Origin of the sequence: Legionella pneumophila subsp. pascullei (assembly GCF_900637585.1) — a bacterium.
GTDB lineage: Bacteria > Pseudomonadota > Gammaproteobacteria > Legionellales > Legionellaceae > Legionella > Legionella pascullei.
Genome location: NZ_LR134380.1, coordinates 3,058,938 through 3,084,724 on the forward strand (window position 1 = coordinate 3,058,938; position 25,787 = coordinate 3,084,724).

The following is a 25,787-nucleotide window of genomic DNA, read 5'->3' on the forward strand; positions in this document are numbered from 1 at the left end:
GAATACATAAAATGACAATAGCTATCCTGGCTACCGGAGATGAAATAATACATGGTGATACTCTAAATACCAATACGCATTATATCGCTCATGCCCTTTGCTCCGAAGGATTACCACTCGGATTGCAAATGGCCTGTAGCGATAAGGAAAATGAGATTATAGATAGCCTGAATTTCCTGACAGAACACCATGATATTCTTATTTTAATTGGTGGACTTGGCCCCACGAAGGATGACATTACTCGCTTTGCTTTGGCTAAATTTACCAAAGAACCTCTTACCCAGCATGTTGAAGCTCTGGATCATATAGAAAAGAAGGCAAACATAGCCAAAATATCACTGAATCAAGGCAATTTGCAGCAATGCCTCTTCCCAGCCAATGCAAAACTTTTCCCTAACCCTTATGGCACAGCCATGGGATGTTCTTACACATGGAAAGGTAAAGTTTTTATTCTATTGCCTGGACCTCCACGAGAATGCCTTCCAATGTTTAATCAGGATGTACTGCCTTTATTATTGCAAACTTCCAGGCATAGCAATAAACAAATTCTGCGCTGGCGAATTTTCGGTTTGGCTGAAAGTGAAATTGCTCAAACCCTTGAAGATGCCTTGGAAGGTCTGGACTGTCAGACTGGATACCGATTGGAAACACCTTATCTGGAGTTTAAGGTTCGCTGCAAAAATGAATTGATTGAAAAGATCAAATCAATAATAGATCCCATTCTAGCTCCACACATTATCTCATCACTCGAAGCCAAAGCGTCTGATCAATTGAGAGAACTGATCTTAAAGAATAATGAACCAATAACTATTATTGATGAGGTTACAGGGGGATTGTTACAATCGATATTAGTAAGACCAGAAAACTATCATTTATTAAATTTTCATAATCTTAATAGAACCAGATTATACTTTCATTTCAGTGGATTAGAAGACTATTGGTCACAACAACCACCTCAAGGCACTAGCAAATTAATCATTCACTACAGCAATCAAATACAAGAGGGCCGAGAAACACATCAGATTCCCTATCGAAGCGCTATGGTAGTGTATTATGCAGCTGAGTGGTTAAGCTTCAGACTCTTTCATCTCATCAATCAATTGCATTAAGGCGTAACAAAGTTCTTGTGTTCCCTTGCCCTCTATGGCGGAAATAGCAAATACTTTGTTCTTCCACTCCAAACCTTTTATTATGGACTGAATTTTTTCTTCTCTTTCCTTTTCATCAGGTAACATATCTATTTTGTTTAAAACTAACCATCTGGGTTTGTTGAGCAGATCTGGATTATATTGACTTAATTCATTAAGAATGGCTTTCGCATCAGCTATGGGATCACTCTCATCCAAAGGTGCAATATCAATAACATGCAGCAGGACACAGGTACGTGAAAGATGTTTTAAAAACCGATGTCCCAATCCTGCCCCTTGAGCAGCGCCTTCTATAAGGCCTGGGATATCTGCCATGACAAAGCTCTTATAAGGAGAAACACGGACAACCCCTAAACCTGGATGTAGAGTTGTAAAAGGATAATCAGCCACCTTGGCTTTTGAACTTGAGACAGCCCTTATTAAAGTAGATTTTCCTGCATTAGGAAGCCCTAACAGTCCTACATCAGCCAAAACTCGAAGCTCCAAGCGCAAATTTCTGGACTCACCTGGACTTCCAGGGGTTGTTTGTCTTGGTGATCGATTCACACTGCTTTTATAACGGGTATTACCCAAACCATGAAAACCTCCCTGAGCAATCAGTATGGGAATACCAGGTTGACTGATATCTGCGAGTAATTCACCTGTATCAGCATCATAAACCATCGTACCAACAGGCACTTTGATGATTAAATCATCTCCTTTTTTCCCAGTACAATTTCCACCCATTCCTGGTTGTCCATTCTCTGCTTTGTATTGACGAGTGTAACGAAAATCAATCAATGTATTTAAGTCGCTGCTTGCTTCAAAATAAATACTGCCCCCATCGCCCCCATCACCTCCGTCGGGACCACCACGGGGAATAAACTTCTCTCTCCTGAAGCTTAAGCAACCATTCCCTCCCTTACCGGCCTCTACTTTAATAAGTGCTTCATCAACGAATTTCATGCCTAACCTTAAGACTAAAATAGATCTTACGCACAAAACTCCAAAATCGGGGCAAAAAATGTTTTAAATAAGGAATTTTAGAATAAACCAAGTGACTACATTAAAAACATTTTTTAACAAAGAGATTGGGATTTTGTACAAGTCTGTAAAAAAAAACCCCGTTACCGGGGTTAAACAAAACGAATTATGATGCCATTGGATAATAGCATTGTTACAGCTTAACTCGCAGCTTCTTCTCGTTGCTCCGGTAATATAGTGACATACTTGCGATTTTTCTCACCCTTGGTAGTAAACTGCACCAAACCTTCTACCAACGCATACAAAGTATGATCTCGACCACAACCAACACCAGGTCCAGGATGAAAACGCGTGCCACGCTGCCTTACAATAATTTCACCAGCATTTACAAATTGACCACCAAAACGTTTCACACCGAGGTACTTTGGATTCGAGTCGCGGCCATTCCGAGTACTACCACCTGCTTTCTTATGAGCCATTGCTATCTCCTCTTATTTACCTATCGCAGTGATTTTAACTTGCGAATAATACTGTCTATGCCCCATTTGTTTCATATGGTGCTTACGTCGACGAAATTTAATAATCTTAACTTTTTTGTGACGGCCATGATCTAGCACTTCGGCCTTTACAGTTGCTTTAGCAACAAAAGGTGTGCCACAAGTCACCTTGTCACCATCCACCAACATTAATACTTCCGAAAATTTTATTTCGTTGCCAACATTTTCAGGCAGCATTTCAATTTTTAAAACGTCACCTTCTTTCACGGTATATTGCTTACCGCCAGTTTTAATTACCGCATACATAACTATTCTCCAATTCGCCTGATTGGCTATCACAATTCCAACAAAGTGCCATATTCTATGAAATTATGACTATTACTTCAAGTTCATTTTAAAATATTGTATACTTCACCACCCTTTACTGATTGACTTAGTGTTTTTGAGGCTTTCGAGTAAATTTTAATCTGGTCGCGGATTAATTAGGAGCTATCGTCATTTTCAATAGCGCCTAGAGGGAACCCTTAAATTTTTGGAGTTTTTATAATGTCAACTATTCAACTAGAAGCACAATCAAGAACGGATATGGGGAAAGGTGCGAGCCGCCGCCTACGTCGTCTTGAAAATAAAGTCCCTGCTGTCATATATGGTGGAAGCAAAAAACCTATGGCCATTCATTTTAGCCATAATAAAGTGATTAAAGCATTGGAAACAGAAAGTATTTACTCCAGTGTTTTTGACATCACAGTAGATGGTAAAGTAGAGCATGTTATTCTGAAAGCCTTGCAACGGCATCCCTACAAACCAATTGTGTTACATATGGATTTACAACGTGTTTCCAGTAAAGACATTCTGGTTAAATTAGTACCCATTCACTTCATAAATGAAGAACAATCTCCTGGAATTAAAGCTGGCGGTATTGTTCAGCATACTATGACTCAAGTTGAAATACGTTGCCAGGCAAAAGATCTGCCTGAATTCATTGAAGTAGATATGTCAAAGGTAGGTATGGACGATGTGGTTCACTTATCGGATTTAAAACTTCCCAAGGGTGTTCAGCTGACGGTGGATGTGACTGATGGCAGTCATGATGCCCCTGTAGTGAGCATACACGCTGCTAAAGTCAGTTCAACTGAACTGGAAGAAACACCTGAAGTTCCAGCATCAGCTGTACCGACTACAGAACAAGGGGAAAGTGCTGAATAAGTACTTCTCTTTATATATGTTTATGCAAATATCCGGAACTCAATCCAGGATATTTGCATAAAATCCAGTGCTAGAATATTCAACACAAACCCGCTTAATTCAATTTTTGATAGAAAATCTATGGCCATTAAACTTATTGTCGGTTTACGCAATCCCGGATCGGCTTATGAACAAACCAGACATAACGCAGGTGCCTGGCTAGTCACCGCCCTGGCTCAAAGACATAATTCGCATTTTAAGATTGACAAAAAGATGCAGGCTGAATTAACTGAAATTGATATTAACAGCCATCCATGCCGACTGGTGCTTCCATTAACTTTTATGAATCATAGTGGCCAAACAACAAGAATAATCAGTCAATTTTATAAGATTGAACCAAGTGAAATATTAATTGTTCATGATGAATTGGATTTACCTGTTGGACGAATCAAATTAAAAACAGGTGGTGGCCATGGTGGGCATAATGGTTTGAGAGACATAACGGCTCAATTGGGAACGGGCGAGTTTCATCGATTACGTATAGGGATAGGTCATCCCGGGCATAAGGATTTAGTCCATCAATACGTACTCAGCAGACCTTCCATGTACGACAGGCAACAAATTTATGATGCAATAGACAGAGGTATAGCGATAATACCTATGGTATTGTCTGGGGATATAGCCCGAGCAATGAATCAAGTAAACGCTTAACAGAATGAGGTATGACTCATGGGATTTAAATGTGGAATAGTAGGATTGCCAAATGTAGGGAAATCGACTCTTTTTAATGCATTAACCAAGGCTGGAATAGAGGCAGCCAATTACCCATTTTGCACCATTGAGCCGAATGTAGGCATCGTCACCGTCCCCGATTCAAGACTGGATACTTTAAGCGACATAGTCAAACCCCAGCAGGTGATTCATGCCACCATGCAATTTGTTGACATTGCAGGATTAGTAAAAGGCGCCTCCAGTGGAGAGGGCTTGGGAAATCAGTTTTTGGCCAATATTAGAGAAACAGATGCTATTGCTCACGTCGTTCGCTGCTTTGACAACTCGGATGTTGTGCATGTGGAAGGGCGAGTTGACCCCTTAAGTGACATAGAAGTAATAAATACAGAATTGGCATTAGCGGATATGGAGACATTGGAAAAATCGCTATTAAAAGTAGGAAAAAACAGCAAAAGTGGAAACAAGGAAGCCATTTTTGAATTAAAAACTCTGGAAAAAATTAAAGCACATCTTGATGCCGGATATCCTGTAAGAACACTTGAACTTACCCTTGAAGAAGAACAGGTAAGCAAACGTCTATTTCTGTTAACGGCCAAACCGGTACTTTATATAGCCAATGTCGATGATAACGGTTATGAGAATAACCCTCTCCTTGATAAAGTCCAGGCCTTAGCTGCTCAGGAACATGCCAGCATAGTAGCTCTTTGCGCAGCAACAGAAGCTGAGTTGGTTGAGCTGGATGAAGAAGACAGGCAGGAGTTTATGGTGGATTTGGGGCTTAGTGAACCTGGATTAAACAAAGTGATCCGAGCCGGGTATGAATTACTGGGATTGCAAACCTACTTCACCGCAGGAGTGAAAGAAGTAAGAGCCTGGACAATACGCAAAGGAGCTACAGCACCTCAGGCTGCCGGGGTAATTCATACTGATTTTGAGAAAGGGTTTATCCGTGCAGAAGTGATTTCTTACGATGATTTTATTCGCTTTGGCGGAGAGCAAGGTGCTAAAGAAGCAGGGAAATTGCGACTTGAAGGCAAGGAATATGTTGTATGTGATGGTGATGTCATGCATTTTCGTTTTAATGTTTAATAATTGGCATTCTGTAACTGGTGATTTATTAAGAGTTGGACTAAAGAGACTCCATCATAGTGATCTTTGGCCAAGTCATTCAAATCAGAAATTGAAATGATTGGCAATCACAAGGAAGTGCGGCTCTTCTCTCCCCCTTGCGCATAAAATAGCCATTGTTTTATTTGCAACAGCTTTTCTTGCATTCCTTATTCTGTCCAAGACTCATGCCCTGACTAACACGAGATTGAGCACAAAAAAGCCTGAATGAACAAAATTCACCTCTTATTTAATCTATAATTGAATTAATAATAGAAATTAGTCCTATTATTTACCGAATGAGAGATTGAGGTAGGTGATGTCATTATTAAAGAAAACAAAAGAGCGGGATTACTCAATCCTGGTGACAACTCAAGACCAGCAAAGAAAGCGTCATTTAATTAGTACTATTTCCATAGAACTTATCATCTTAGGTATTTTATTATTAATAACAAATTTTTATTTACTAAGAGTATGGCTCATAATCAGTATGTTAATCACTGGCATTCTTATTCTGCTCGGAAATTTAATCCTAATAAAAAAGAATTACAACCTGACCTTTTGTGGACACATTTTGAATATTCTTGTGTTGTCTATCATCATTGGAGGCAATCTTATTGTTGGAAATAATACCATGTCTTACCTCGGATGGTTCTATGTTTCTCCTATTATTGCTTTTGCAACCCTTGGCTTAAATGGGTTAATTATCTATGGTCTGCTGGCGATTTGCGCGATGATTCTTTTTGTATTTGAGTTCTATATTCCCATCTATTCCATTTCTCAAGAATACCTATTCCTTCTGGACAATACCAATCACCTCTTTATTTTTGCCCTCATTTTTACTGTCCTTTATCATTTTCTCATTCAAAATTCACAATATGAATTGCTCTTAAAAGAGCAAAATTATTTACTTATCGCCGACAAAGAAAAATTCCATTATCTTTCACATCACGATTCATTAACCAATCTACCCAACCGTTCCTACTTTCATGCTCATCTCCAGACCCTCTTGGAGAATACCGACACGAAAAAGGAAGCGATTACTCTTTATTTTATGGATTTGGATAAATTCAAACCCATCAATGATGAATACGGTCATGAATTTGGTGATCATCTTTTACTTTTAACCAGCAAACGCTTGCAATCCTGCTTTAGAAAAAATGACTTCATAGCCCGGCTGGGAGGCGATGAATTTACTGCGATTATCGTTCATAAGCCCCATGATCAAATTGCTGAAGCTCTAACCCTTAGAGTTGAACAGGAATTTAAACAACCTTTTCTCATCAATGGCCAGACAGTTCATTGCAGTATAAGCGTTGGGTTAGCCAATTACCCACACAATGCAAACAATGCTGAAGACTTGTTAAAATGCGCTGATAAGGCAATGTATGACAATAAAAAGAAAAAATATCAAACGCTTAAACAAACTACTTAGTCAAATTTCCGGGAGTATTATCTGTTTTCATTCTATCATTCTCAGGATTCAGCAATCTCAGGGTAAAATCAGACTTTGATTATATAAAGCAAAATTTGAGTCATTCCCGCGCAAGCAGAAATCCATTTCTGTAGCAAACTATTGTATCTTGCAGGATAGTGCACCCATGCAGGAATGACAAAAATATGCTCAAATTTATAGGGTATCACGGCTCATAATCAACTTAAATTGGTATGATCTTGCCCTGTCAGCAATCTGACATTCACTTGACAATTAACTTTTACAACTTTAGCATTCATTGATTAAACATCTGAGGGTAAATGAATGACTATTGACCGTATACGAGCGCTGGTTAGTGATGATTTTAACGCGGTTAATAATTTAATTATTGATAAAATTCAATCTCAAATTGATTTAATTCATGACTTGTCACAACATATAGTCGAAAGTGGCGGAAAACGTTTACGCCCTTTGGTTGTCCTGTTAGCAAGCAATGCCTGTGGATACAAGGGAAAGGACCACATTTCACTTGCTGCCATGGTTGAGTTTTTCCATACTGCTACCTTGTTACATGATGATGTGATTGACGAATCTACTTTAAGAAGGGGACGACAAACCGCGAATAGCATTTGGGGTAGTAAAGCCAGTGTGCTAGTTGGTGATTACCTCTTTACTCAATCCGTACAATTAATGGTAGAAGTCGGTATCACAGGAATTCTCAATCTACTAGCTGATACTTCACACCAAATTACTTGTGGTGAAGTCAAACAACTGGCCAATCGCCACAATCCTGCCCTTAATCTTGATGACTACTTTGATGTCATAAGAGCCAAAACAGCACTCTTATTTGCTGCTGCTGCCTGCATAGGTCCTATACTCACTAATGCACCTGTTGAGGTTCAAAATAGTTTATACACATACGGCTTACACTTGGGAAATGCCTTTCAATTGATTGATGATGCCTTGGATTATTGCTCAGATGCTGCCACTTTAGGCAAAAATATTGGTGACGATTTAGCCGATGGGAAAGCCACTTTACCACTAATTCATGCGTTACAACATGGAAATGCAACGCAACAACAACAAATAAAAGAAAGTTTAATGAAAGGTAGTCTAAGTTATCTGCCTGAGATTTTAATTGCTATTGAGCAAACGAAAGCCATACCGTTTACAAAACAAATTGCTGCCCAAGAGGTAGATTCGGCGCTATCTGCCCTGGAAATACTGCCAGACTCTGTTTATAAAGAGGCTCTAGTTGATCTGGCCAAATTTGCCTTGGAAAGGAACTATTAACCTGATAATTGCTAATTATACGATCGATTGATAGTAATCCGGAGGGGTGCGGCATTTAAAGCAGGCCGTTTTGCAATTAGACCCTCCTTGACACTTCCTTATTGCACCTTTCCTAACCCATAAATCCAGCATAGGTTGTAATGCGGTCAGATCCAAATGAAACGCCCTGCTCAACTGTTGAGTGCTGACAACCCCTTCCCGATAGATAAAATCACGTATTTGCAGCAGCATTTTGCTTCTCCATACTCAACTCGCTGTAACGAAACACAGCTAAAACAAAAAGCAGGTTCAGTGACATAGCAAAAATCCAGGCCATACTCTGTTGAGGATGCTCCAGGAATTTAGCGCCTTGATAAAAAACAACGGCACTGGCATATGCCACGACAAATGACCAAATAATGGAAGTCCACATAAACCGCCTATTCGCTTCCTGGCGAATTACTGCCATAGTCGATACACAAGGGATATAAAGCAAAACAAAAAGCAAATAAGCATAGGCTCCTACCGCTCCATCAAAACGTTGCGACATAATCCCATAGACGGATTGGGATAACTCACTATCAGCCGCACTGGCGGAAACAGGATTCCACAATGCCGAGCCTAACTCTGATAAATTGGCGGGAATAGACCAAAAAGCGTCTTTGATACCGCCCCAAAAATCAAAATGAGCAGCTGCAATTTCTCCCAAATGACCTACTTGAGCATACAGAGAGTTTAAGGTGCCAACCACCACCTCTTTAGCTAGCATGCCAGTTAATAAGCCGACCGTCGCAGGCCAGTTATCTTGATGAATCCCCATTGGGACAAAGAGTGGAGTAATCCACTGACCTATTATTGATAATAAAGAATCCGTATTGGCTTCTCCGGAGCTAACCCCTCCTCCTAAAGTAATTGCATTTAATCCTCCCAGAATCACGCAAATGGGAATAATAAGCTTACCCGCACGAAAAACAAAAAATCGCAATCGCAAGGAAGTTTCTCTAAGCAATCTTCTGAGTGAGGGCCTATGATATGCGGGTAACTCCAAAATCAATGGGGATGCGTGTCCCTTCAACGTGGTTTTTCGTAAAATAAACCCGGTAAATACGGCCATGAAAATGCCAATTAAATACAACGAAAAAACAACATTATGCCCGCCAGATGGAAAAAAGGCCGCAACAAATACTGCATAAATAGCCAATCGGGCACTGCAAGACATAAATGGACTCATCATCACAGTTAATAATCGATCGCGCTCAGAATCCAGGGTTCGTGCGGCCATAATGGCAGGAACATTACATCCAAAACCTACAATCATGGGTACAAATGATTTTCCAGGCAACCCCATAGCTCGCATCGCTTTGTCCACGACAAAAGCAGCCCTGGCCATATAGCCAGAAGTTTCTAATAAGGACAAAAAGAAAAACATAGCAGCAATGACAGGGATGAAAGTAATAGTGGTATTAATTCCCTTGCCTACCCCATTGGCTACAAGCGCAATTACCCAATTTGGTGCATGGAGTTGTTGCAACAACCAACCACTACCCTGAACGAAGATCGTCTCTGTACTAATGTCAAAAAAATCCTGAAATGCCCCCCCAATGTTAATAGCAAACAAAAACATCAAATACATCATCGCAAAAAAGATAGGCAAAGCTAAAAAACGATGTAAAACGAGCTTATCCAGTTTCGCAGTGAAATGCTCGCTGGCATCACTATTCTTTTTTTGAACCAAGGTGACAATTTCATGAATTTTTTGATAGCGGGCATCCGCCAATAACACATCAAGATTTTGATCTGTTTCTTTAAGCTTTATAAGATTCTCGGCAAGCGTTTTATCTCCTATCAAAGTATCTCCTTCAGCAATCCTGCGAGAGAAATAATAGGCAAGCGAATTGTTATACCCTTCTGAGAGCAAATGATTTTCCAGGTTATCCAAAACATGTTGCGCAACTACGGATAAAGAAAGTTCTAAAGGTTTGCTCTCTTGGGAGCAATGAAGCAATGATTGCTTAAGTGCCGGAATACCAATGTTTTTATGAGCCTGGATTGGAATAACAGAACATCCTAACAAGTCCTCGAGTTTCTTTATATCAATAGAAATACCCCGTTGATCGGCAATATCCATCATGTTAAGCGCTACAATAACGGGCTTACCTAACTCAAAGAGTTGGCTGGTTAAATACAAATGTCTTTCAAGATGACAAGCATCTATAACATTAATGATACAATCGTATTCCAAATCAATAACAGACTGGGCAGCAATTTGCTCATCCTGGCTTATTCCTTCGGCATTCGCAACCAGCGAATAGACGCCTGGCAAATCAGTGATTTCAATTACATGCTCGCCAAATAAAAATTCACCTGTTTTTTTCTCAACAGTTACTCCGGGCCAGTTACCTACTCGTTGATTGGCATGGGTCAAGGCATTGAATAAGGTGGTTTTACCACAATTGGGATTTCCTATTAATAAAGCATGAGTCATAGATGCTCCAACACTAATTGACCGGCTTCATCTTTACGCAAAGTTAAAAATGTTCCTCTTACTTCAATTTCTACTGGACATCCTAATGGCGCCATTCTTACTACAGAAAACTCAACCCCACAAGTAATACCCAAGGATAAAAGCCTGCGTCGATACTGCATATCAGTCGTACCAAAACTGACCAATCGCACTTTATCTCCTTGTTTTAATTCACTAATCTGCATAATATGTAAACAATAAGGTAATTCATTTAATTAATTTTAACACAAACGATATCGAGAATCATTCTCAATTAAGAAATTTTATACCACATTACAGCATTTCCTTTACCAAACGTCGAGGATGACGACTCAAATAATCGACCGATTGCATCTCAATTAGGCGGCTCAACGTTCTTTTAAAGGTTTCCTTCATTTCACCTTTGACGTACAACTCTTCTGCAGGAACATCTGCTGAGATAATGAGCTTAATTCCCCTGTCATACATAACATCTATAAAATGAATAAACATAATCGCTTGTGCCGTGTGGCTCTCGGTAAGCTTATAAACATCACTTAGGAACACAATATCAAATCGGTCAGCGATTTCTAAATAATCCAATTGGCTACGTGGAAAATTACAAATCACATCAAAAGCAAACCAAATGGACCGCGCGCCGTATTTAACATAAGGAATATCCCGATTTTGTACTGTTATAAAACCCTTCCTGTCTTCTTCCCGGCTTATTGCAGCAAACTGTTTTTCCATCGCTTCTTGTGTTCGCTCGTTTAAAGGATAGAAATAAGCTTCTAATAAGGGTTGTCGCCCTAAACGATAATCTCGTTTTTGATTAAGATTCAGAACCTCACAATTCTTTTTAATAATCTCGATAGCTGGGATAAATCGTTCTCTATGCACCCCATTTAAATACAACTCATCCGGGTGAGTGTTCGAAGAAATAACCAAAACAACGCCGTATCGATGCAGTGCCTGTAATAATTCAGCCAAAATCATTGCATAAGCCACATCATGAACTAAAAATTCATCAAAACACAGTAAGCGAATCGATTTGGCCATTTCTTTGGCGATATACAGCAACGGATTTTTTTTACCTTGTAATCGTCTTAATTGAGCGTCAATTTGCTGCATAAAATGATGAAAATGAAATCTGGCCTTTTTTTCTTCATCAATATGCTGATAAAACAAATCCACCAAATAAGTTTTGCCAACTCCTACAGGACCATAGATATAAAGCCCTTTAGTGGGGTGCTTCTTTCTCCAGGGAAACCAAGAGACATTCTTCTGCAAATCCTCAGCAAGCCTTTGCATGTGCTCCAGGATTTCTCTCTGCTGCGGATCTCTGTCTATTTCACCCCTTTGAATGGCGGCTTCATACTGCGCAATCAAATTCATGACAGGCAAACCTGATCACGAACAATACCTATCAATTTTTCTTTTAATATTAATAACTTACCATGAAAAAAATGACCTGTTTCATCAAACTCAATGACCGGCAATACTGGCGATGCTTGCCTGGCGAATTCACTCACCAATTCAAATGGAACCACCTCATCTTCTTTGCCCTGTATAATAAGCCAGGGATGAGGAGCGGGTTCAAATTCTTTGTAATGATAATGATGCACAGGTGGAGCAATCGTGATTAAAAGAGCATGCTCACAACGAGACGCCGTTCTATAAGCCACGTAAGATCCAAAGGAAAAACCCGAAAAAATATTTTTGGCTTGCGGTTGTTCGGAGTGCCATTGCCGGACAAGATGGCACATATCCTCACTCTCCCCAATACCGTTATCATAATGGCCTCCCGATTGCCCTACACCTCTGAAATTAAACCGTACTGAAGGAATACGTAATTCTTTAAAGGCTCTGGCCATCGTAGTAACTACTTTGTTATTCATTGTCCCACCTTGTAATGAATGTGGATGACCAAGAAAAGCGACATAACGAGTATCCGCATTTTCAGGAACAGTCAGTACCGCTTCCAGTGAGCCAACTAATCCCTCAAGCATTAATCCATGCTCTCCTGGGGTATTTAATTTGTCGGTAAATAACATAACAACCCTGCCAATTTAAAGGTAATAACTCTGATCAATATAGATTTAACCAAAAGACTTAGGATATTATAGCAATGGATGCGTTGACCCCCAATAGACCTTTCGTATATCTGGTTTATTTTGTTGGCAGCGACTTTTATTGACCTTCTGAGGAGGACTTGATCCATGAGACAGGTACCTGTATTAGCATCATTCTTATCCATTCCAGGCCAATTTCCCTATTCAGGGAGAGCAGCATGAAAGTACATGATTTTAAGCTAAAAAAACAAGAACAAAGTAAGATTTCCATGCTGACCTGTTATGATTACCCTTCAGCATGCATAATAGCAGAATCAAATATCGATTGTGTTCTAGTGGGTGATTCAGTGGCCATGGCAATACACGGTCATCCTACAACCATCATGGCCACTATTGAAATGATGGAATTACATACCCAAGCAGTCGCTCGGGGTTTAGGTAAACAATTTTTGATTACTGATTTACCTTTTCTAGCGCATAAATCATCTCAAGGACATACAGTAGAAAATGTAAAAAGGCTATTACAGGCTGGAGCTCAAGCAATAAAAATCGAAGGAGCTGATAAAGACACCTGCCAAACTATTTCCCATTTAGTTAATGCTGGAATTCCTGTTATGGGCCATATCGGTTTAACTCCTCAATCCATTCATCAATTAGGCGGTTATAAAGTTCAGGGGAAAAATAACGAACAAGCAGAAACTCTATTAAGGCAAGCTTCCGCTCTGGAACAAGCTGGTTGCTTCGCACTTGTCATTGAGTGTGTTCCACAGGGCTTGGCAAAAACAATCACTGACTCGTTGACTATTCCTACTATAGGAATCGGTGCAGGCCCAGGAACTGATGGGCAAGTCCTGGTCTGGCATGACATGCTGGGTTTACAGACTTCATTTAATCCTAAATTTGTAAAGAAATATTTTAGAGCCAAAGACCATTTTATTGAAGCCTTAAACACTTATGTCCAGCAAGTACAACAAAGGCATTTTCCCGCTAATGAACATTCTTTTTAGGAAAATCATCCATGCAAATTTTTCACAATTTAAATGAGTGGATTCGCTTTAGAAACACCCTGTCCCCTGATTTATCCCTGGGGTTTGCTCCAACTATGGGTAACTTGCATGCCGGGCATGCTTCACTGTTTTTAGCCAGTAGTAAAGAAAATCACTATACTGCCTCCAGTTTGTTTGTTAACCCGACTCAATTTAACAACCCCGATGATTACACTCATTATCCACGCACACTCGATGCTGATCTTGAATTAATGACACAGAATGGGGTTGATTTTTGCATACTTCCCAATGAAGACGAGATCTACGCCGATGGCTATACTTATCAAGTCCAAGAAAGTCAGCTGGGGCAATTGATGGAGGGGAAACACAGACCGGGCCATTTTAACGGAGTCTTGACCATTGTCATGAAACTCTTTAATTTGGTCAAGCCAAACCGCGCCTATTTTGGTGAAAAAGACTACCAACAACTGTTATTAATTCAAGGAATGGTAAGAGCATTGTTCATGAATATTGAAATCAAATCTTGCCCAACAGTAAGAGAAAAAAGTGGCTTAGCCTGCAGCTCACGCAATAACAGGCTTACGCTAAACCAAAGGGAAATCGCAGATAAATTCGCAAAAATTTTTCATCAAAACAAATCCTCTGCCATGATAACCAAAGAATTGGAGGCTCTTGGAATAACTGTAGAATATATTGAAGAATTCCAAGGTAGACGATTTGCGGCAGTAAAAATTGGCGATATCCGCCTCATTGATAATTATTTGATATGATTCAAACCAATTGGTATGTGATTACAGGTGGACCCTCTTCAGGGAAAACCACTTTAATTAATCATTTGGCAGAGTTGGGATATAAAACTGCGCCAGAAATAGCCAGATTTTATATCAACCAACTTCTGTCTCATGAGAAAAAAACTTTGCAGGAAGTAAAGCATGACATCCTTTGGTTACAAAGAAAAATTCTTAATATCATGTTAAGACGAGAAAGAAATCTGCCTAAGGACGACTTAATATTTTTTGACCGAGGCACCCCGGACAGTATCGGCTATTTTCGTTTTCATCATTTAGATGAGGCTCATGTGGTTAGAGCTTGCCAATATTTACGCTATAAAAAAATTTTTTTCTGTCATCCATTGCCTGTTACCCCTGATAGCATAAGGGATGAAGATGATCTGACTGCGAAGAAAATTAGCGATTGCATTTATGATGCCTATGCCGGTCTTAACTATCCTGTCATAGAGCTGCCAGCAATCTCGGTAAAAGAACGCTTGGAAATTATTTTATCACATATTGATGTCTAGAAAGACAAGCTCGCTTTAGGTTTTATGCAAAGCGATTGCTGCTGCAATAACGGCTGCCTTGTGTTGAGGCAAGGCTTTATTCGAATACCTTAACCATTCAGGATGTGCCTCTACTAAACCGGTATTGAATACCCCCTTCTGAAACTCATCCGATTTTATCATTTCCAGATAATAAGGAATGGTAGTTTTTACTCCAAATATGCGCATTTCCTCAAGAGCTCGGTACGCCCGTCTAAGAACAGAGGGCCAATCAAGCGCCCATACGGTCAGTTTGGCACACAAGGAATCATAATCAGGCGGAATTTGGTAACCAGTATAGATTGCGCTATCTGTCCTGACACCAGGTCCTCCGGGCGCGTAATATCGGGTAATCCTTCCAAAACTAGGTAAAAAATCGTTTTGAGGGTCTTCTGCATTAATACGAAATTCGATGGCAAAACCATTGTATTTAATTTGATCTTGAGAGAGGGAAAGACGCTCACCGGCTGCAATTCGAATTTGCTCCTGGACTAAATCAATGCCGGTAATCTGCTCTGTAATTGGATGTTCAACTTGTAAACGAGTGTTCATCTCCATGAAGTAGGGTTGATTCTCTTTATCCAAAATAAATTCAACGGTACCGGCATTGGTGTACCCTACCTCCTTGGCTGCCTTGACTGCATATTCCAAAAGTACTTTACGCGTAGCCTCATCCAGCTGGGGAGAAGGCGCTATTTCAACCAGTTTCTGATGCCGTCTTTGTATTGAACAATCCCGTTCAAATAAATGAAGTACTGTTCCATAATGATCCGCTAAAATTTGTACTTCGATATGACGTGGATTCGCAATGTATTTTTCCATGTAAACATGCGAGTCTCCAAATGATTTTTCCGCTTCAGATTGCACACGAGCAAATTGTTGTTTTATCTGACTGGCATTATGGCATAACCTTATTCCTCTACCACCCCCTCCAAAAGTTGCTTTGAGCATTACAGGATACCCCAGAGTTTCTGCACAGCATAAAGCGTCCTCTACAGTTTCCAAATTCCCTTTGCTTCCTGGTATGGTGGGAACCCCTGCTTTTATCATCGCTTCTCTTGCTGCAATCTTGGAGCCCATTGTGGCTATGACTGGAGCAGAGGGGCCGATAAAAATGATCCCCGCCTTATTGCAATCCTCGGCAAATTCGGCATTTTCAGATAAAAAACCATACCCGGGATGAATGGCTTCACAACCTGCCACCTTGGCACACTCAATAATGCGTCGTCCGTTAAGATAAGCTTCCAGAGGTTTTTTACTCAGGCAGTGAGAATGAGAAGCTCTCTTTACATGCAAGGCAAATCTATCCACCTCACTATGAATAGTGACTGCTGCTATCCCCATCTCCTTGCAAGCGCGTACAATTCGCAGTGCTATCTCACCACGATTGGCCACCAGAATTTTTTTAAACATTAAAAATCTCTTGTAAAAAGAGCTTCATTGCTTGCCATGAACGACGCGCGGCAACCTCATCGTACATGAGTCCTAAATTTTCATCATGTGCTTGAGGATTAGTGAACGCATGTTGTACCTGTCCATACATATGCATTTGCCAATCGACATTAGCTTCTGTCATTTCCTGACAAAAATCATGTACTTGTTCTGGTTTCACCATAGGATCATCATAACCATGCAGCACCAGAATTTTTGCCTTAATTCTTTCTGACGTGAGATTTTCAGGTTTATTAAGCAACCCATGAAAACTTATTGCCCCTCGGATATCCACACCACTCCTGGCTAAATCAAGTGCGCACAACCCGCCAAAACAAAACCCGATAATGGCTATGCGATTGCTATCGACCACTGATATCGATTTAATGGCTTCAAAGGCGGCATGTAATCTTCTCCTAAGCAAAGAACGATCACGATAAAAGGGTTGCATTAATGCCATTTTTTCATCATTGTTAGAACCAATTTGTCCTTGCCCATACATATCCAAAGCAAAACCTATATAACCCATCTCAGCAAGTTGTTTTGCTTTAAGGCAGGCAAACTCGCCTCTTCCGCCCCAATCGTGCGCGACTATTACTGCGGGCCGAGATTGCTTGATTCCCTCTTCATGCGCTAAAAATCCATGCAAATCCAGATCACCATGCTGATAAATATAATTCGATGAATACATAGAATATCTCCTAAATTATTTAAAAATAGTCTAGGGCAATCTCTGTAAAAGTCCAGTAATTACATCAGATTAGAGTAATGCTGTTCTTCGTCTTTGTTTTTTCTGGCTAAATAAAGTAATAGAGCCACCTAATATAATGACCAGGAATTGGATTAGCATGATACTCTAGCACTTTCAGACAATACATGAGTCAGCAAATATCAACGTGCCCACTAATTAACTCAAATTATGGATTTGGTCTAAAATAAAAATAAACTGTGTAAGGAATATTGCCATGATGACTGATTCGCTAATACACATAAGGGATTTGTTACATGCTCAATTTTGCTACCAAATGTTTATTACCCCTATTCATCTTCCTATCGATAAAAAATACAGGGAATTTGCCAAAATGGCCTGTGAATTCATAGAAGGAAGAAGGGATGAAATCATACACAGAGAATATCCTCGCCATCATGTTTTACATCGATTTACCCCTGCAAACAAATCAAATAACAAAAAAATATTGATTACACATGGCTGGATGTCTCGTGCTGCCTATATGGTACGCTTAATCAGGCTTCTTCATAAAGAAGGATATGAAGTCTACGCTATCGATTTTCCTGCTCATGGTGAAGCCAAAGGAATTCAGCTTCCCTGGACTGATGCCATTGCTATTATCAAAGAAACGATTAATCAATTTGGACCTTTTTATGGAGTGATTGGCCATTCTTTTGGTGGTTCTATGATCTTAAATACTTTGAATCTGGCCGGCCAACTTCCAGAATGGCAATTAAATTACAAGCCAGAAAGAGCCATTTTAATTGCATCGCCCACACAAATGCGAACTCCTGTAAATAAAATTGCCAGACGTTTTAAATTAAGCGGGCATGCTTATTTACAACTTCGCCAATTAATCCGCCAACAAGCATCAATCGATCCTGAAAGGATTCGGTTAAGCCATTTTATTTCCCAAGCCCCTGATACCTATTTTCTATGTATCCATGGAGAATTGGATGCCACTATTAACCCCAAAGAATCGATAAATTTTTGCAAAAATTACAAAAATGCCAGCCTGTCTCTTTTACCAGAAGCTGATCATGTGAGTGTATTAATGGATGAGCGTGTTGAACAAATTGCTTTGGATTTTTTAAATCGTTAACAGGGCAGGGTAATTTGATACACATGGATTACGGTTTTACCAAATCCAGATGTATCCATTACAACAGCAGATGTAACTCTTCATGGGGTATGAACATTTTTCTGCGTGTAAGCCTATTTATTTGAGTTGTCTTTCCCGCGGAGGCGGGAATCTATCCATAAAGTTAGCATATAGGTTGATTTTTAGATGGATTGCCGCCTCCGAGGGAAAGACAGAGGAATTTGCTTCAAAATTTTATAATTAACCTTCCATGTATTGACGAATTTTCTTCATGGCATTTTTTTCAAGCTGTCTAACCCGCTCAGCAGAGACACCATATTTTTCCGCCAAATCATGTAACGTGAGTTTTTCTTCAGCAAGCCAGCGTTGTTGTAAAATATCCTGACTGCGTTCATCAAGTTGTTCCATAGCAAACAGTAATTTTTCGCGTCCCTGATCACCAGTATCTTCATTCTCTAACAAGACAGCGGGATCATCGTTCACATTAAACAAATAACGTTCAGGCGCTTTGTAAGCATCATCATTATCATCAACGTCTGGCGCATCATAAGAAGAATCCATAACGTTTAAACGTTGTTCCATGATCAACACGTCTTCTCGACTTACTCCCAAATCTTTGGCGACAGCATCGACTTCTTCATTGCTGAACCAACCCAATCGATTTTTCATTTGGCGCAAATTAAAAAATAATTTACGTTGAGCCTTGGTTGTAGCAACTTTAACGATTCGCCAATTACGCAGTACAAACTCATGAATTTCCGCTTTAATCCAATGAACAGCAAAAGAAACAAGACGTACTCCCATTTTGGGGTCAAAACGTTTCACTGCTTTCATCAAGCCGACGTTACCTTCCTGAATTAAATCACTTAAAGGCAATCCATACCCCAGATAACCACGGGCTACACGAACTACATAGCGCAAATGGGCAAGAACTAATTGTCGAGCGGCTTCTATATCTCCTTCAGAATGAAACCGCTCGGCGTATGCAATTTCCTCTTCCAAAGTCAGCATTGGAATTTGATTTACTCGATGGATATAAGAATCAAGACTACCAACAGGTAGATTCATTGCAGCAAGTTGCAACTGTTGACTCATACTACTTCCTCCGGTCATTAACACTAAAATAGTATTAAAATTTACATCCTATTAGCTGATAGGATTCACCAAAATGAACGCTAAGTTATAAATTTTCAAAAACTGCAAATTAAGTAAAACTTCATAACTTAGCACCCACTTCGTAATGTTTCAGTTTTAGTCATTATTTCAGCAATCCTTGGCATGTTCTATAAATCGTTAAATCTCTTAATAAAGGGGTTTGTACGGTTTTATAAGCACATCCCAAGCTGTCCAAATACTGACCAAAACAAGTGCTTTATCAATACTATTATACATTATTTGTAGGGCTCTATAGAAGCTAACTGTCGTTTAACAGACAATAAGGCTCCAAGCCACCCGAGTATAATAGCAAATAACACAAGTAGCAAGATTTGCCGTAATGATAAACAAGCTAAAGGATAGTGCATTTGATAAACATTAGCCAACTGATTCACTGCAACACCTAAGGTTAGAATAAAAATATTAACCAGAAAAATGGCTAAAAGAGCGCCAGCTACCCCATACCAAACACCAGAATATAAAAAAGGACGAATAATATAGGGATCTGTTGCGCCAATCAGTTTTAAAATTTTAATTTCTTCTTGTCTATTATGAATATCCAAACGCAAGGTATTGCCAATAATAAAGACTACTGCCAAAGCTAATAACGCCATTAAAGCATTCGCTGCCTTGCCAGAAAAGCCTAAGATAGCATGCAATCGATTAATCCATTCCATATCCAGTTTCGCCAGCGCTACTTGCGGAAAAGCCTGAAGTTTTCGAGATAATAAATCTAATTTTGCAGGAGAATCTATAACTAATGCAGGAACTACTTCAATCACTGCAGGCAAAGGATTTTCAGGAAGATACCGCATAATATCCTGCATGCCTTCTTGTTCAGTTAACTCAGATAATCCATCTGCTGCGGATTTAATATTTGCCTGGCCCACTCCTTCCGTAGCACGTACTTTTTCAAGTAACAATGTTTGCTCCGCTTCTGGCAATGAAGGTTTCAAAAAAAGAGAAATATGTCCTCCGCGCTGCCAACGATTGGTCAGTTCACTTAAATTGTCAGTGAATACCCAAAAAAGCGTTGGTAACGCCAAGGCGATAGCAATAACAATGACTGTCATCATAGTTGCCAAAGGTTTACGACAGAAAAGATTCAAACTATTCGTTGCGGCTTGCAAATGATAGGCAAGAAGAGATTGTGATCGTTTTAACACAGCCTTCCTCCTTTCAGCATGACGATGCGGTGTTTCATTCCCGCTATTAAAGCCAAATCATGTGTTGCAATTAATATGCTAACCCCAACCTGATTAAATTGCTCAAAAATTTTCATTATCTCAGAAGAAAGTTTTGGGTCCAGGTTACCGGTAGGTTCATCTGCCAATAATAATGCAGGTTTATGAACTACAGCACGAGCAATACCGACTCGTTGCTGTTCACCAACAGACAGGTGCACTGGTAACATTTTCTCCTTACTCAACAATCCAACCATATCCAAAGCGGCATGTACCCTTTTGGCAATCATGGGATAAGCAACTCCTTGAATTTGCAAAGGCAGGGCAACATTATCAAACACAGTTCGGTCATTCAGCAGCTGAGGTGATTGAAAAGTAATGCCTAACTGGCTGCGATGGGCGGCAACATCTCGCTTTTTAAGATGATTTAATTTCAAACCATTGACTGTTAATTGACCCGATGTCGGCCATTCAAGAAGAGCAATCAACTTGAGCAAGGTGCTTTTGCCAGCGCCTGAATGGCCTGTAAGAAAGGCCATTTCTCCCTTTTGCAAAGAAAAATTAACTTGGCTTAATGCCTCAAAGCCGCCCGGATAACGTTTACTAACCTGGTCAAATGTGATCATCATCGAATATTGCACTAACAAATTGCGCTGCGTCAAAGGGCCTCAAATCTTCAATGCCCTCCCCCACCCCTAAATAACGAAATGGTATCCCCAAATCATTCGCTATAGCAAATAATATCCCGCCTTTGGCTGTTCCATCAAGCTTGGTCATAGTAATTCCAGTTAATTGTACTGCTTCATGAAACTGTTTTGCCTGGGCCAAGGCATTCTGCCCGATACTCGCATCCAATACCAACATGGTTTCATGAGGTGCTTTGGGATCGAGTTTCTGCATCACTCTTTTCACTTTTTTCAACTCTTCCATTAAATTGCTTTGTGTATGCAAACGCCCGGCTGTATCAGCGATTAAAACATCTATTTTTCTCGCTTTGGCAGCCTGAAGGGCATCAAAAATTACTGAGGCACTGTCAGCCCCGGTATGCTGGGCAATAACCGGTATGCTATTTCTTTCGCCCCACACATGCAATTGTTCCACGGCAGCAGCACGAAACGTATCACCAGCAGCTAACATCACTTTCTTTCCCTGTTTTTGGAATTGTTTGGCTAATTTACCAATCGTGGTTGTTTTACCGGCGCCATTGACACCAACCATTAAAATGACAAAAGGAGAACCATCTTCTGTTTCTATGGAAAGCGGTTTCTCTTCTTGACTCAAAATCTTTTGCAAATTTGCCTTTAGAGTCTGATAAACTGCTTCACCATTAGATAGTTGCTTTCTTGCCAGGCCTTCATTTAATTGCTTCAATACTTCTTGCGTGGTATCCAAGCCCAAATCAGCACTAATCAATAAGGTCTCGAGTTCTTCGAGTAACTCCTGGCTGATTTCTTTTTTACCTAATAGCAGCCGACTTATGCCTTCCCCCAATTGATGGCGCGTTTTGCTAAGACCTTTCTTAAAACGAGCAAAAATACTTTCTTTTGGAGAAGGCTCTTTGACAATCGCCTCCCGAGGCTCTTCAAGCCCGGATTCCACGCTGTTTTCGGCATGAGCCTGTTGTTCTTCAGTGTCCAAACTTGACTCGGAATTTTGATTTCGTTTAAACCATTTAATCATTTTAGTGTACAATTCCTTAAAAATATGAAATTCTATCATCTTTTTAGCTTTGAGGTGACATTGTGCACAAATTACTCATTTCTCTTATGATGCTACTCTCATTTCAGGCTTTTAGCCAAGTCCAGGAATATACGTTAAACAATGGCTTAAAAGTTCTGGTGAAAGAAGATCATCGAGCTCCAGTAGTAGTATCCATGATTTGGTATAACGTGGGCTCAGCTGATGAACCTGTAGGCATTACTGGTGTTTCTCATGCCATAGAACACATGATGTTTAAAGGAACCTCAAAATATCCAGTAGGGGTATTTTCTAAAACAATTGCCGCATTGGGAGGGCAGGAAAATGCGTTTACGAACAACGATTATACCGCCTATTATGAAAAACTAGATGCTGCCCATCTGGCTACAAGCTTTGAGTTGGAAGCCGATCGCATGAATAATTTACTGCTTAATAGTGAGGAATTCGCTAAAGAAATTAAAGTCATTCAAGAGGAAAGGCGTTTACGAACGGACAATAACCCGCAGGCACTCGCTTTCGAGCGTTTTCTGGCCACAGCGCACCTCACAGCACCATACAATCACCCGGTTATAGGGTGGATGAATGACTTGAAGCAAATGAAAGTAGAGGATTTAAAAAAATGGTACGAAAATTATTATGCACCAAATAACGCCACCTTGGTAGTAGTAGGTGATGTGAACCCAGAGAAAGTACATGCCTTGGCTCAGCGATATTTCGGTTCAATAGCCAAACGCCCTATAGCAGCCCGTAAACCCCAACAAGAACCCTCAGCACTCGGTAAAAAAATGGTCTACATTAATGCGCCAGCGAAATTGCCATTACTGTTAATTGGCTATACTGTACCTGGAGTAAAAACTGCTAAAAATAACTGGGAGCCATATGCCTTGGAAATTATTGCCGGGATACTCGATGCGGGGGAAAGTGCGCGATTTGCTAAACACCTGGTGCGAGGCAAGCAAGTAGCCACTGGCGCAGAAGCCTATTATAACCTCTATTCAAGGTACCAAAGTCAATTTATTGTCTATGGAGCGCCTAGCCAAGATCATCAAATAAAAGATCTGGAAAAGGCATTAATTGCGGAATTAGATTCCTTAAAGAAAGCGCCTGTTAGCAACCAAGAATTGCAAAGAGTTAAAAATCAAATCATAGCACAAAAAACTTTTGAAAAAGATTCTATTTTTGGCCAGGCCATGGAGCTGGGATTGTTAGAAACAATAGGTCTGGGATGGAAAAATACAGAAACATACACCAAAGCCATCAATGGAATAACCCCAGAGCAAATTCAGCAAGTCGCGCAACGCTATTTTCAGGAAAATAATATGACTGTTGCGGAATTAAAGCCAATCAGGCAAGAAGAGGTAAGACCATGAGTGTTTTAAGAACTTTTATCCTTTCGTTTATTGTAATTTTTTCTCACAACCTATTCGCCAATTCATTCAAAACCGAGAAATGGCAGACTAAAAATGGGGTGCGCGTTATATTTTATCAAGCTATGGAAGTGCCTATGCTTGATATCAGTTTGGCATTTGCTGCCGGCTCTGCCTATGACGGCAAGTATTTTGGTTTAAGCGCATTAACGACCAATTTGATTAATCAGGGTAATTCCGGTAAAGACGCAACGACTATTGCGGAAGCTTTAGCGGACACCGGGGCACAATTCAATGCGGAAACGAGCAGGGATATGGTTGTCCTTAGCCTGAGAACCCTTACCAGCAAAGAAGCTTTGGAACAATCTACAAAAACCTTTAGCCAAATTATCAGTCATCCTGATTTTCCTAAAGAAGCCTTCGCAAGAGAAAAAGATCAACTTCTCATGGCTGTTGAGCAAACAGAAGAATCTCCAGATGATGTAGCCATCCAAAACTTTTTTAAAACCTTATATCAAGAACATCCTTATGCTCATCCTGTTCATGGGACAATTGCGTCACTGAATGCTATTAATCAAAATCAAGTCATTGATTTTTATAAAAAATACTATGTTGCTAAAAACGGTATATTAGTCATGGTTGGCGCTATTGACAGTTCTCGAGCCCATCAGTTGGCAGAACAACTAACCCAGGACTTATCTGAAGGAGAGCCAGCACCGACGGTCCCTAAAGCCACACAACTGGCTGATGCAGAAAAAGTTAATGTCCCATTCCCTTCTTCACAAACGATAGTTCGCTTGGGACAAATAGGGATAGATCATCATAATCAAAATTACTTTCCCTTAATGGTTGGGAATTATATTTTAGGCGGAGGAACATTAGTTTCGAGGCTGGGTACTGAAGTAAGAGAAAAGAGAGGTTTAACTTACGGGATCGATAGTCAGTTTGTCCCTATGTTAGGCGAAGGACCTTTTATCATTAGTTTATCAACAAAAAACTCCGAAGCCAGAAACGCGCTGAACATTACCCAGGACACACTGATAAAATTTATCCAAAATGGGCCTAACCGCGAAGAGTTAACTTCAGCAAAACAATACCTGACAGGTAGCTTTCCTCTCTCGCTGGGGAGCAATACCAACATTGCAAACCTCTTGTTAAGAATGGCATTTTACCATTTACCTGATAATTATCTGGACACCTATGTCGCTAAAATTAACGCAGTAACTGATGCTGAAATCAAGCAAGCATTCAAACAACAGGTGAATCCTGAAAAATTACTCCTTGTAACGGTTGGACAGTCTTGAAACAGGTAATACGGATTATTGGAGGATTGTATCGGGGAAAAAAAATTCATTTCCCCGATGTAAATGGTCTAAGACCAACTCCAGACAGAGTTCGGGAAACACTCTTTAATTGGTTAATGAATGATATTAGAAATGCCCGTTGTCTGGATGCTTTTGCGGGTAGTGGGGCATTGGGATTCGAAGCCTACTCCAGAGGGGCATCTCAAGTTGTTTTTATCGAGCAGTCTCCCAAGGCTCATGCCAGTTTGCAAAATACCATTCGTCAATTTGATAGCCCCAACTTACACCTTATAAAAACAGATACGTTAAATTATCTTAAACAAAGCACAGAGCAATTCGATCTGATTTTTTTAGACCCCCCCTATACTCTCAACTATGTTCCTCAATGTCTTGATAGTATCATAGCAAATAACCTTCTTGTTAAAGGAGGGCTTGTCTATGTTGAATCATCAACCCCTGTTGAAGTAAAAACAGAACTTTGGAAACAACTGAAATTAAAACAAGCCGGTCAAGTCATTTATGGATTATTTGAAAAACTCTAGCCAACAATGTCTTGACAACAAGCCTTCCTCCTGTTTCAATCAAACTAATATTTCCA

General features: G+C 40.0%; 27 protein-coding genes. 13 read left to right on the top strand and 14 right to left on the bottom strand.

Annotated elements, in window-relative coordinates; translation table 11 throughout:
* Window positions 1-11: 11 nt before the first annotated feature.
* Window positions 12-1,109, top strand: coding sequence for a competence/damage-inducible protein A (locus EL201_RS13745; RefSeq protein WP_027222797.1), 1,098 nt, complete (start codon window positions 12-14; stop codon window positions 1,107-1,109).
* On the opposite strand, the gene cgtA is transcribed toward EL201_RS13745, so the two are convergent.
* From cgtA to rplU, 3 genes are all read right to left on the bottom strand, one after another.
* Window positions 1,068-2,093, bottom strand: coding sequence for an Obg family GTPase CgtA (gene cgtA, locus EL201_RS13750; protein WP_027222798.1), 1,026 nt, complete (start codon window positions 2,091-2,093; stop codon window positions 1,068-1,070). The genes EL201_RS13745 and cgtA overlap by 42 nt on opposite strands.
* A 218-nt stretch (window positions 2,094-2,311) precedes the next feature.
* Window positions 2,312-2,590, bottom strand: coding sequence for a 50S ribosomal protein L27 (rpmA, locus tag EL201_RS13755; RefSeq protein ID WP_010948350.1), 279 nt, complete (start codon window positions 2,588-2,590; stop codon window positions 2,312-2,314).
* A gap of 12 nt (window positions 2,591-2,602) precedes the next feature.
* Window positions 2,603-2,914, bottom strand: coding sequence for a 50S ribosomal protein L21 (gene rplU, locus EL201_RS13760; protein ID WP_010948351.1), 312 nt, complete (start codon window positions 2,912-2,914; stop codon window positions 2,603-2,605).
* Window positions 2,915-3,154: 240 nt separating this feature from the next.
* On the opposite strand from rplU, the gene EL201_RS13765 reads away from it, so the two are divergent.
* The 5 genes from EL201_RS13765 (at window position 3,155) to EL201_RS13785 (ending at window position 8,360) form a co-directional block, all read left to right on the top strand.
* A complete protein-coding gene (locus EL201_RS13765; RefSeq protein WP_027222799.1) occupies window positions 3,155-3,814 on the top strand; it encodes a 50S ribosomal protein L25/general stress protein Ctc in 660 nt (219 codons plus the stop codon).
* A gap of 120 nt (window positions 3,815-3,934) precedes the next feature.
* Complete coding sequence (gene pth, locus EL201_RS13770; RefSeq protein WP_027222800.1) at window positions 3,935-4,504, top strand: aminoacyl-tRNA hydrolase; 570 nt, start codon at window positions 3,935-3,937, stop codon at window positions 4,502-4,504.
* 18 nt (window positions 4,505-4,522) lie between these two features.
* Complete coding sequence (gene ychF / locus EL201_RS13775; RefSeq protein ID WP_027222801.1) at window positions 4,523-5,614, top strand: redox-regulated ATPase YchF; 1,092 nt, start codon at window positions 4,523-4,525, stop codon at window positions 5,612-5,614.
* A gap of 337 nt (window positions 5,615-5,951) precedes the next feature.
* Window positions 5,952-7,067, top strand: a complete 1,116-nt coding sequence (locus EL201_RS13780; protein ID WP_027222802.1) for a GGDEF domain-containing protein — start codon at window positions 5,952-5,954, stop codon at window positions 7,065-7,067.
* 324 nt (window positions 7,068-7,391) lie between these two features.
* On the top strand, window positions 7,392-8,360 hold the full coding sequence (locus EL201_RS13785; protein ID WP_027222803.1) for a polyprenyl synthetase family protein: 969 nt from the start codon (window positions 7,392-7,394) through the stop codon (window positions 8,358-8,360).
* A 15-nt stretch (window positions 8,361-8,375) separates the two neighbouring features.
* Here the strand turns inward: EL201_RS13785 and EL201_RS13790 are convergent, their stop codons facing one another.
* The 5 genes from EL201_RS13790 to EL201_RS13810 form a co-directional block, all read right to left on the bottom strand.
* Complete coding sequence (locus EL201_RS13790; RefSeq protein ID WP_027222804.1) at window positions 8,376-8,591, bottom strand: FeoC-like transcriptional regulator; 216 nt, start codon at window positions 8,589-8,591, stop codon at window positions 8,376-8,378.
* A complete protein-coding gene (feoB, locus tag EL201_RS13795; protein ID WP_027222805.1) occupies window positions 8,572-10,824 on the bottom strand; it encodes a Fe(2+) transporter permease subunit FeoB in 2,253 nt (750 codons plus the stop codon). Before feoB ends, EL201_RS13790 begins: the two co-directional genes overlap by 20 nt.
* Window positions 10,821-11,048 carry a ferrous iron transporter FeoA gene (feoA, locus tag EL201_RS13800; RefSeq protein WP_027222806.1) on the bottom strand — a complete coding sequence of 76 codons (228 nt, stop codon included), beginning with the start codon at window positions 11,046-11,048 and terminating at the stop codon, window positions 10,821-10,823. Before feoA ends, feoB begins: the two co-directional genes overlap by 4 nt.
* Before the next feature lie 88 nt (window positions 11,049-11,136).
* Window positions 11,137-12,216, bottom strand: a complete 1,080-nt coding sequence (gene zapE / locus EL201_RS13805; protein WP_027222807.1) for a cell division protein ZapE — start codon at window positions 12,214-12,216, stop codon at window positions 11,137-11,139.
* The gene (locus tag EL201_RS13810; protein ID WP_027222808.1) at window positions 12,213-12,875 is read right to left on the bottom strand and encodes an alpha/beta hydrolase; all 663 of its coding nucleotides are present in this window, start codon (window positions 12,873-12,875) and stop codon (window positions 12,213-12,215) included. Before EL201_RS13810 ends, zapE begins: the two co-directional genes overlap by 4 nt.
* A 236-nt stretch (window positions 12,876-13,111) precedes the next feature.
* Here EL201_RS13810 and panB point away from each other — a divergent pair, with 236 nt between their 5' ends.
* From panB to EL201_RS13825, 3 genes are read left to right on the top strand one after another with little or no spacing between them, the layout of a single operon-like run.
* On the top strand, window positions 13,112-13,900 hold the full coding sequence (gene panB / locus EL201_RS13815) for a 3-methyl-2-oxobutanoate hydroxymethyltransferase (protein ID WP_027222809.1): 789 nt from the start codon (window positions 13,112-13,114) through the stop codon (window positions 13,898-13,900).
* An 11-nt stretch (window positions 13,901-13,911) separates the two neighbouring features.
* Window positions 13,912-14,670, top strand: coding sequence for a pantoate--beta-alanine ligase (gene panC / locus EL201_RS13820; RefSeq protein ID WP_027222810.1), 759 nt, complete (start codon window positions 13,912-13,914; stop codon window positions 14,668-14,670).
* A complete protein-coding gene (locus EL201_RS13825; RefSeq protein WP_027222811.1) occupies window positions 14,667-15,200 on the top strand; it encodes an AAA family ATPase in 534 nt (177 codons plus the stop codon). Before panC ends, EL201_RS13825 begins: the two co-directional genes overlap by 4 nt.
* 15 nt (window positions 15,201-15,215) lie before the next feature.
* On the opposite strand, the gene EL201_RS13830 is transcribed toward EL201_RS13825, so the two are convergent.
* Entirely contained in the window at window positions 15,216-16,631 is a 1,416-nt protein-coding gene (locus EL201_RS13830) for an acetyl-CoA carboxylase biotin carboxylase subunit (RefSeq protein ID WP_027222812.1), read from the bottom strand.
* Complete coding sequence (locus tag EL201_RS13835; RefSeq protein ID WP_027222813.1) at window positions 16,624-17,340, bottom strand: dienelactone hydrolase family protein; 717 nt, start codon at window positions 17,338-17,340, stop codon at window positions 16,624-16,626. The genes EL201_RS13830 and EL201_RS13835 overlap by 8 nt, the downstream gene beginning before the upstream one ends.
* A 274-nt stretch (window positions 17,341-17,614) precedes the next feature.
* Between EL201_RS13835 and EL201_RS13840 the strand changes: the two genes are divergently transcribed.
* On the top strand, window positions 17,615-18,481 hold the full coding sequence (locus tag EL201_RS13840; RefSeq protein WP_027222814.1) for an alpha/beta hydrolase: 867 nt from the start codon (window positions 17,615-17,617) through the stop codon (window positions 18,479-18,481).
* 240 nt (window positions 18,482-18,721) lie between these two features.
* Here EL201_RS13840 and rpoH read toward each other — a convergent pair whose 3' ends face one another.
* The 4 genes from rpoH to ftsY all read right to left on the bottom strand — a co-directional run bounded on the left by rpoH (window position 18,722) and on the right by ftsY (window position 22,500).
* Window positions 18,722-19,576, bottom strand: a complete 855-nt coding sequence (gene rpoH / locus EL201_RS13845; RefSeq protein WP_027222815.1) for an RNA polymerase sigma factor RpoH — start codon at window positions 19,574-19,576, stop codon at window positions 18,722-18,724.
* Window positions 19,577-19,872: 296 nt separating this feature from the next.
* On the bottom strand, window positions 19,873-20,802 hold the full coding sequence (gene ftsX, locus EL201_RS13850) for a permease-like cell division protein FtsX (RefSeq protein ID WP_027222816.1): 930 nt from the start codon (window positions 20,800-20,802) through the stop codon (window positions 19,873-19,875).
* Complete coding sequence (gene ftsE, locus EL201_RS13855) at window positions 20,796-21,446, bottom strand: cell division ATP-binding protein FtsE (protein WP_027222817.1); 651 nt, start codon at window positions 21,444-21,446, stop codon at window positions 20,796-20,798. The genes ftsX and ftsE overlap by 7 nt, the downstream gene beginning before the upstream one ends.
* On the bottom strand, window positions 21,433-22,500 hold the full coding sequence (gene ftsY / locus EL201_RS13860; RefSeq protein ID WP_027222818.1) for a signal recognition particle-docking protein FtsY: 1,068 nt from the start codon (window positions 22,498-22,500) through the stop codon (window positions 21,433-21,435). Before ftsY ends, ftsE begins: the two co-directional genes overlap by 14 nt.
* A 62-nt stretch (window positions 22,501-22,562) precedes the next feature.
* On the opposite strand from ftsY, the gene EL201_RS13865 reads away from it, so the two are divergent.
* The 3 genes from EL201_RS13865 to rsmD are packed head-to-tail and all read left to right on the top strand — an operon-like array spanning window position 22,563 to window position 25,731.
* Window positions 22,563-23,888 carry a M16 family metallopeptidase gene (locus EL201_RS13865; protein ID WP_027222819.1) on the top strand — a complete coding sequence of 442 codons (1,326 nt, stop codon included), beginning with the start codon at window positions 22,563-22,565 and terminating at the stop codon, window positions 23,886-23,888.
* Window positions 23,885-25,189: a M16 family metallopeptidase gene (locus tag EL201_RS13870; protein WP_027222820.1), complete on the top strand. Its 1,305-nt coding sequence runs from the start codon at window positions 23,885-23,887 to the stop codon at window positions 25,187-25,189. The genes EL201_RS13865 and EL201_RS13870 overlap by 4 nt, the downstream gene beginning before the upstream one ends.
* Window positions 25,186-25,731: a 16S rRNA (guanine(966)-N(2))-methyltransferase RsmD gene (rsmD, locus tag EL201_RS13875; RefSeq protein ID WP_027222821.1), complete on the top strand. Its 546-nt coding sequence runs from the start codon at window positions 25,186-25,188 to the stop codon at window positions 25,729-25,731. The genes EL201_RS13870 and rsmD overlap by 4 nt, the downstream gene beginning before the upstream one ends.
* The last annotated feature ends 56 nt before the right edge of the window (window positions 25,732-25,787 follow it).

Coding starts and splice junctions, on each gene's coding strand:
- EL201_RS13745 (WP_027222797.1), top strand. CDS start 12: ATGACAATAGCTATCCTGGCTACCGGAGATGAAATAATACATGGTGAT.
- EL201_RS13835 (WP_027222813.1), bottom strand. CDS start 17,340: ATGTATTCATCGAATTATATTTATCAGCATGGTGATCTGGATTTGCAT.
- ychF (WP_027222801.1), top strand. CDS start 4,523: ATGGGATTTAAATGTGGAATAGTAGGATTGCCAAATGTAGGGAAATCG.
- EL201_RS13785 (WP_027222803.1), top strand. CDS start 7,392: ATGACTATTGACCGTATACGAGCGCTGGTTAGTGATGATTTTAACGCG.
- feoA (WP_027222806.1), bottom strand. CDS start 11,048: ATGCAGATTAGTGAATTAAAACAAGGAGATAAAGTGCGATTGGTCAGT.
- cgtA (WP_027222798.1), bottom strand. CDS start 2,093: ATGAAATTCGTTGATGAAGCACTTATTAAAGTAGAGGCCGGTAAGGGA.
- ftsY (WP_027222818.1), bottom strand. CDS start 22,500: ATGATTAAATGGTTTAAACGAAATCAAAATTCCGAGTCAAGTTTGGAC.
- EL201_RS13790 (WP_027222804.1), bottom strand. CDS start 8,591: ATGCTGCTGCAAATACGTGATTTTATCTATCGGGAAGGGGTTGTCAGC.
- EL201_RS13830 (WP_027222812.1), bottom strand. CDS start 16,631: ATGTTTAAAAAAATTCTGGTGGCCAATCGTGGTGAGATAGCACTGCGA.
- ftsE (WP_027222817.1), bottom strand. CDS start 21,446: ATGATCACATTTGACCAGGTTAGTAAACGTTATCCGGGCGGCTTTGAG.
- EL201_RS13780 (WP_027222802.1), top strand. CDS start 5,952: ATGTCATTATTAAAGAAAACAAAAGAGCGGGATTACTCAATCCTGGTG.
- rpmA (WP_010948350.1), bottom strand. CDS start 2,590: ATGGCTCATAAGAAAGCAGGTGGTAGTACTCGGAATGGCCGCGACTCG.
- rpoH (WP_027222815.1), bottom strand. CDS start 19,576: ATGAGTCAACAGTTGCAACTTGCTGCAATGAATCTACCTGTTGGTAGT.
- feoB (WP_027222805.1), bottom strand. CDS start 10,824: ATGACTCATGCTTTATTAATAGGAAATCCCAATTGTGGTAAAACCACC.
- EL201_RS13870 (WP_027222820.1), top strand. CDS start 23,885: ATGAGTGTTTTAAGAACTTTTATCCTTTCGTTTATTGTAATTTTTTCT.
- EL201_RS13825 (WP_027222811.1), top strand. CDS start 14,667: ATGATTCAAACCAATTGGTATGTGATTACAGGTGGACCCTCTTCAGGG.
- EL201_RS13840 (WP_027222814.1), top strand. CDS start 17,615: ATGATGACTGATTCGCTAATACACATAAGGGATTTGTTACATGCTCAA.
- pth (WP_027222800.1), top strand. CDS start 3,935: ATGGCCATTAAACTTATTGTCGGTTTACGCAATCCCGGATCGGCTTAT.
- EL201_RS13765 (WP_027222799.1), top strand. CDS start 3,155: ATGTCAACTATTCAACTAGAAGCACAATCAAGAACGGATATGGGGAAA.
- zapE (WP_027222807.1), bottom strand. CDS start 12,216: ATGAATTTGATTGCGCAGTATGAAGCCGCCATTCAAAGGGGTGAAATA.
- panC (WP_027222810.1), top strand. CDS start 13,912: ATGCAAATTTTTCACAATTTAAATGAGTGGATTCGCTTTAGAAACACC.
- rplU (WP_010948351.1), bottom strand. CDS start 2,914: ATGTATGCGGTAATTAAAACTGGCGGTAAGCAATATACCGTGAAAGAA.
- EL201_RS13810 (WP_027222808.1), bottom strand. CDS start 12,875: ATGTTATTTACCGACAAATTAAATACCCCAGGAGAGCATGGATTAATG.
- panB (WP_027222809.1), top strand. CDS start 13,112: ATGAAAGTACATGATTTTAAGCTAAAAAAACAAGAACAAAGTAAGATT.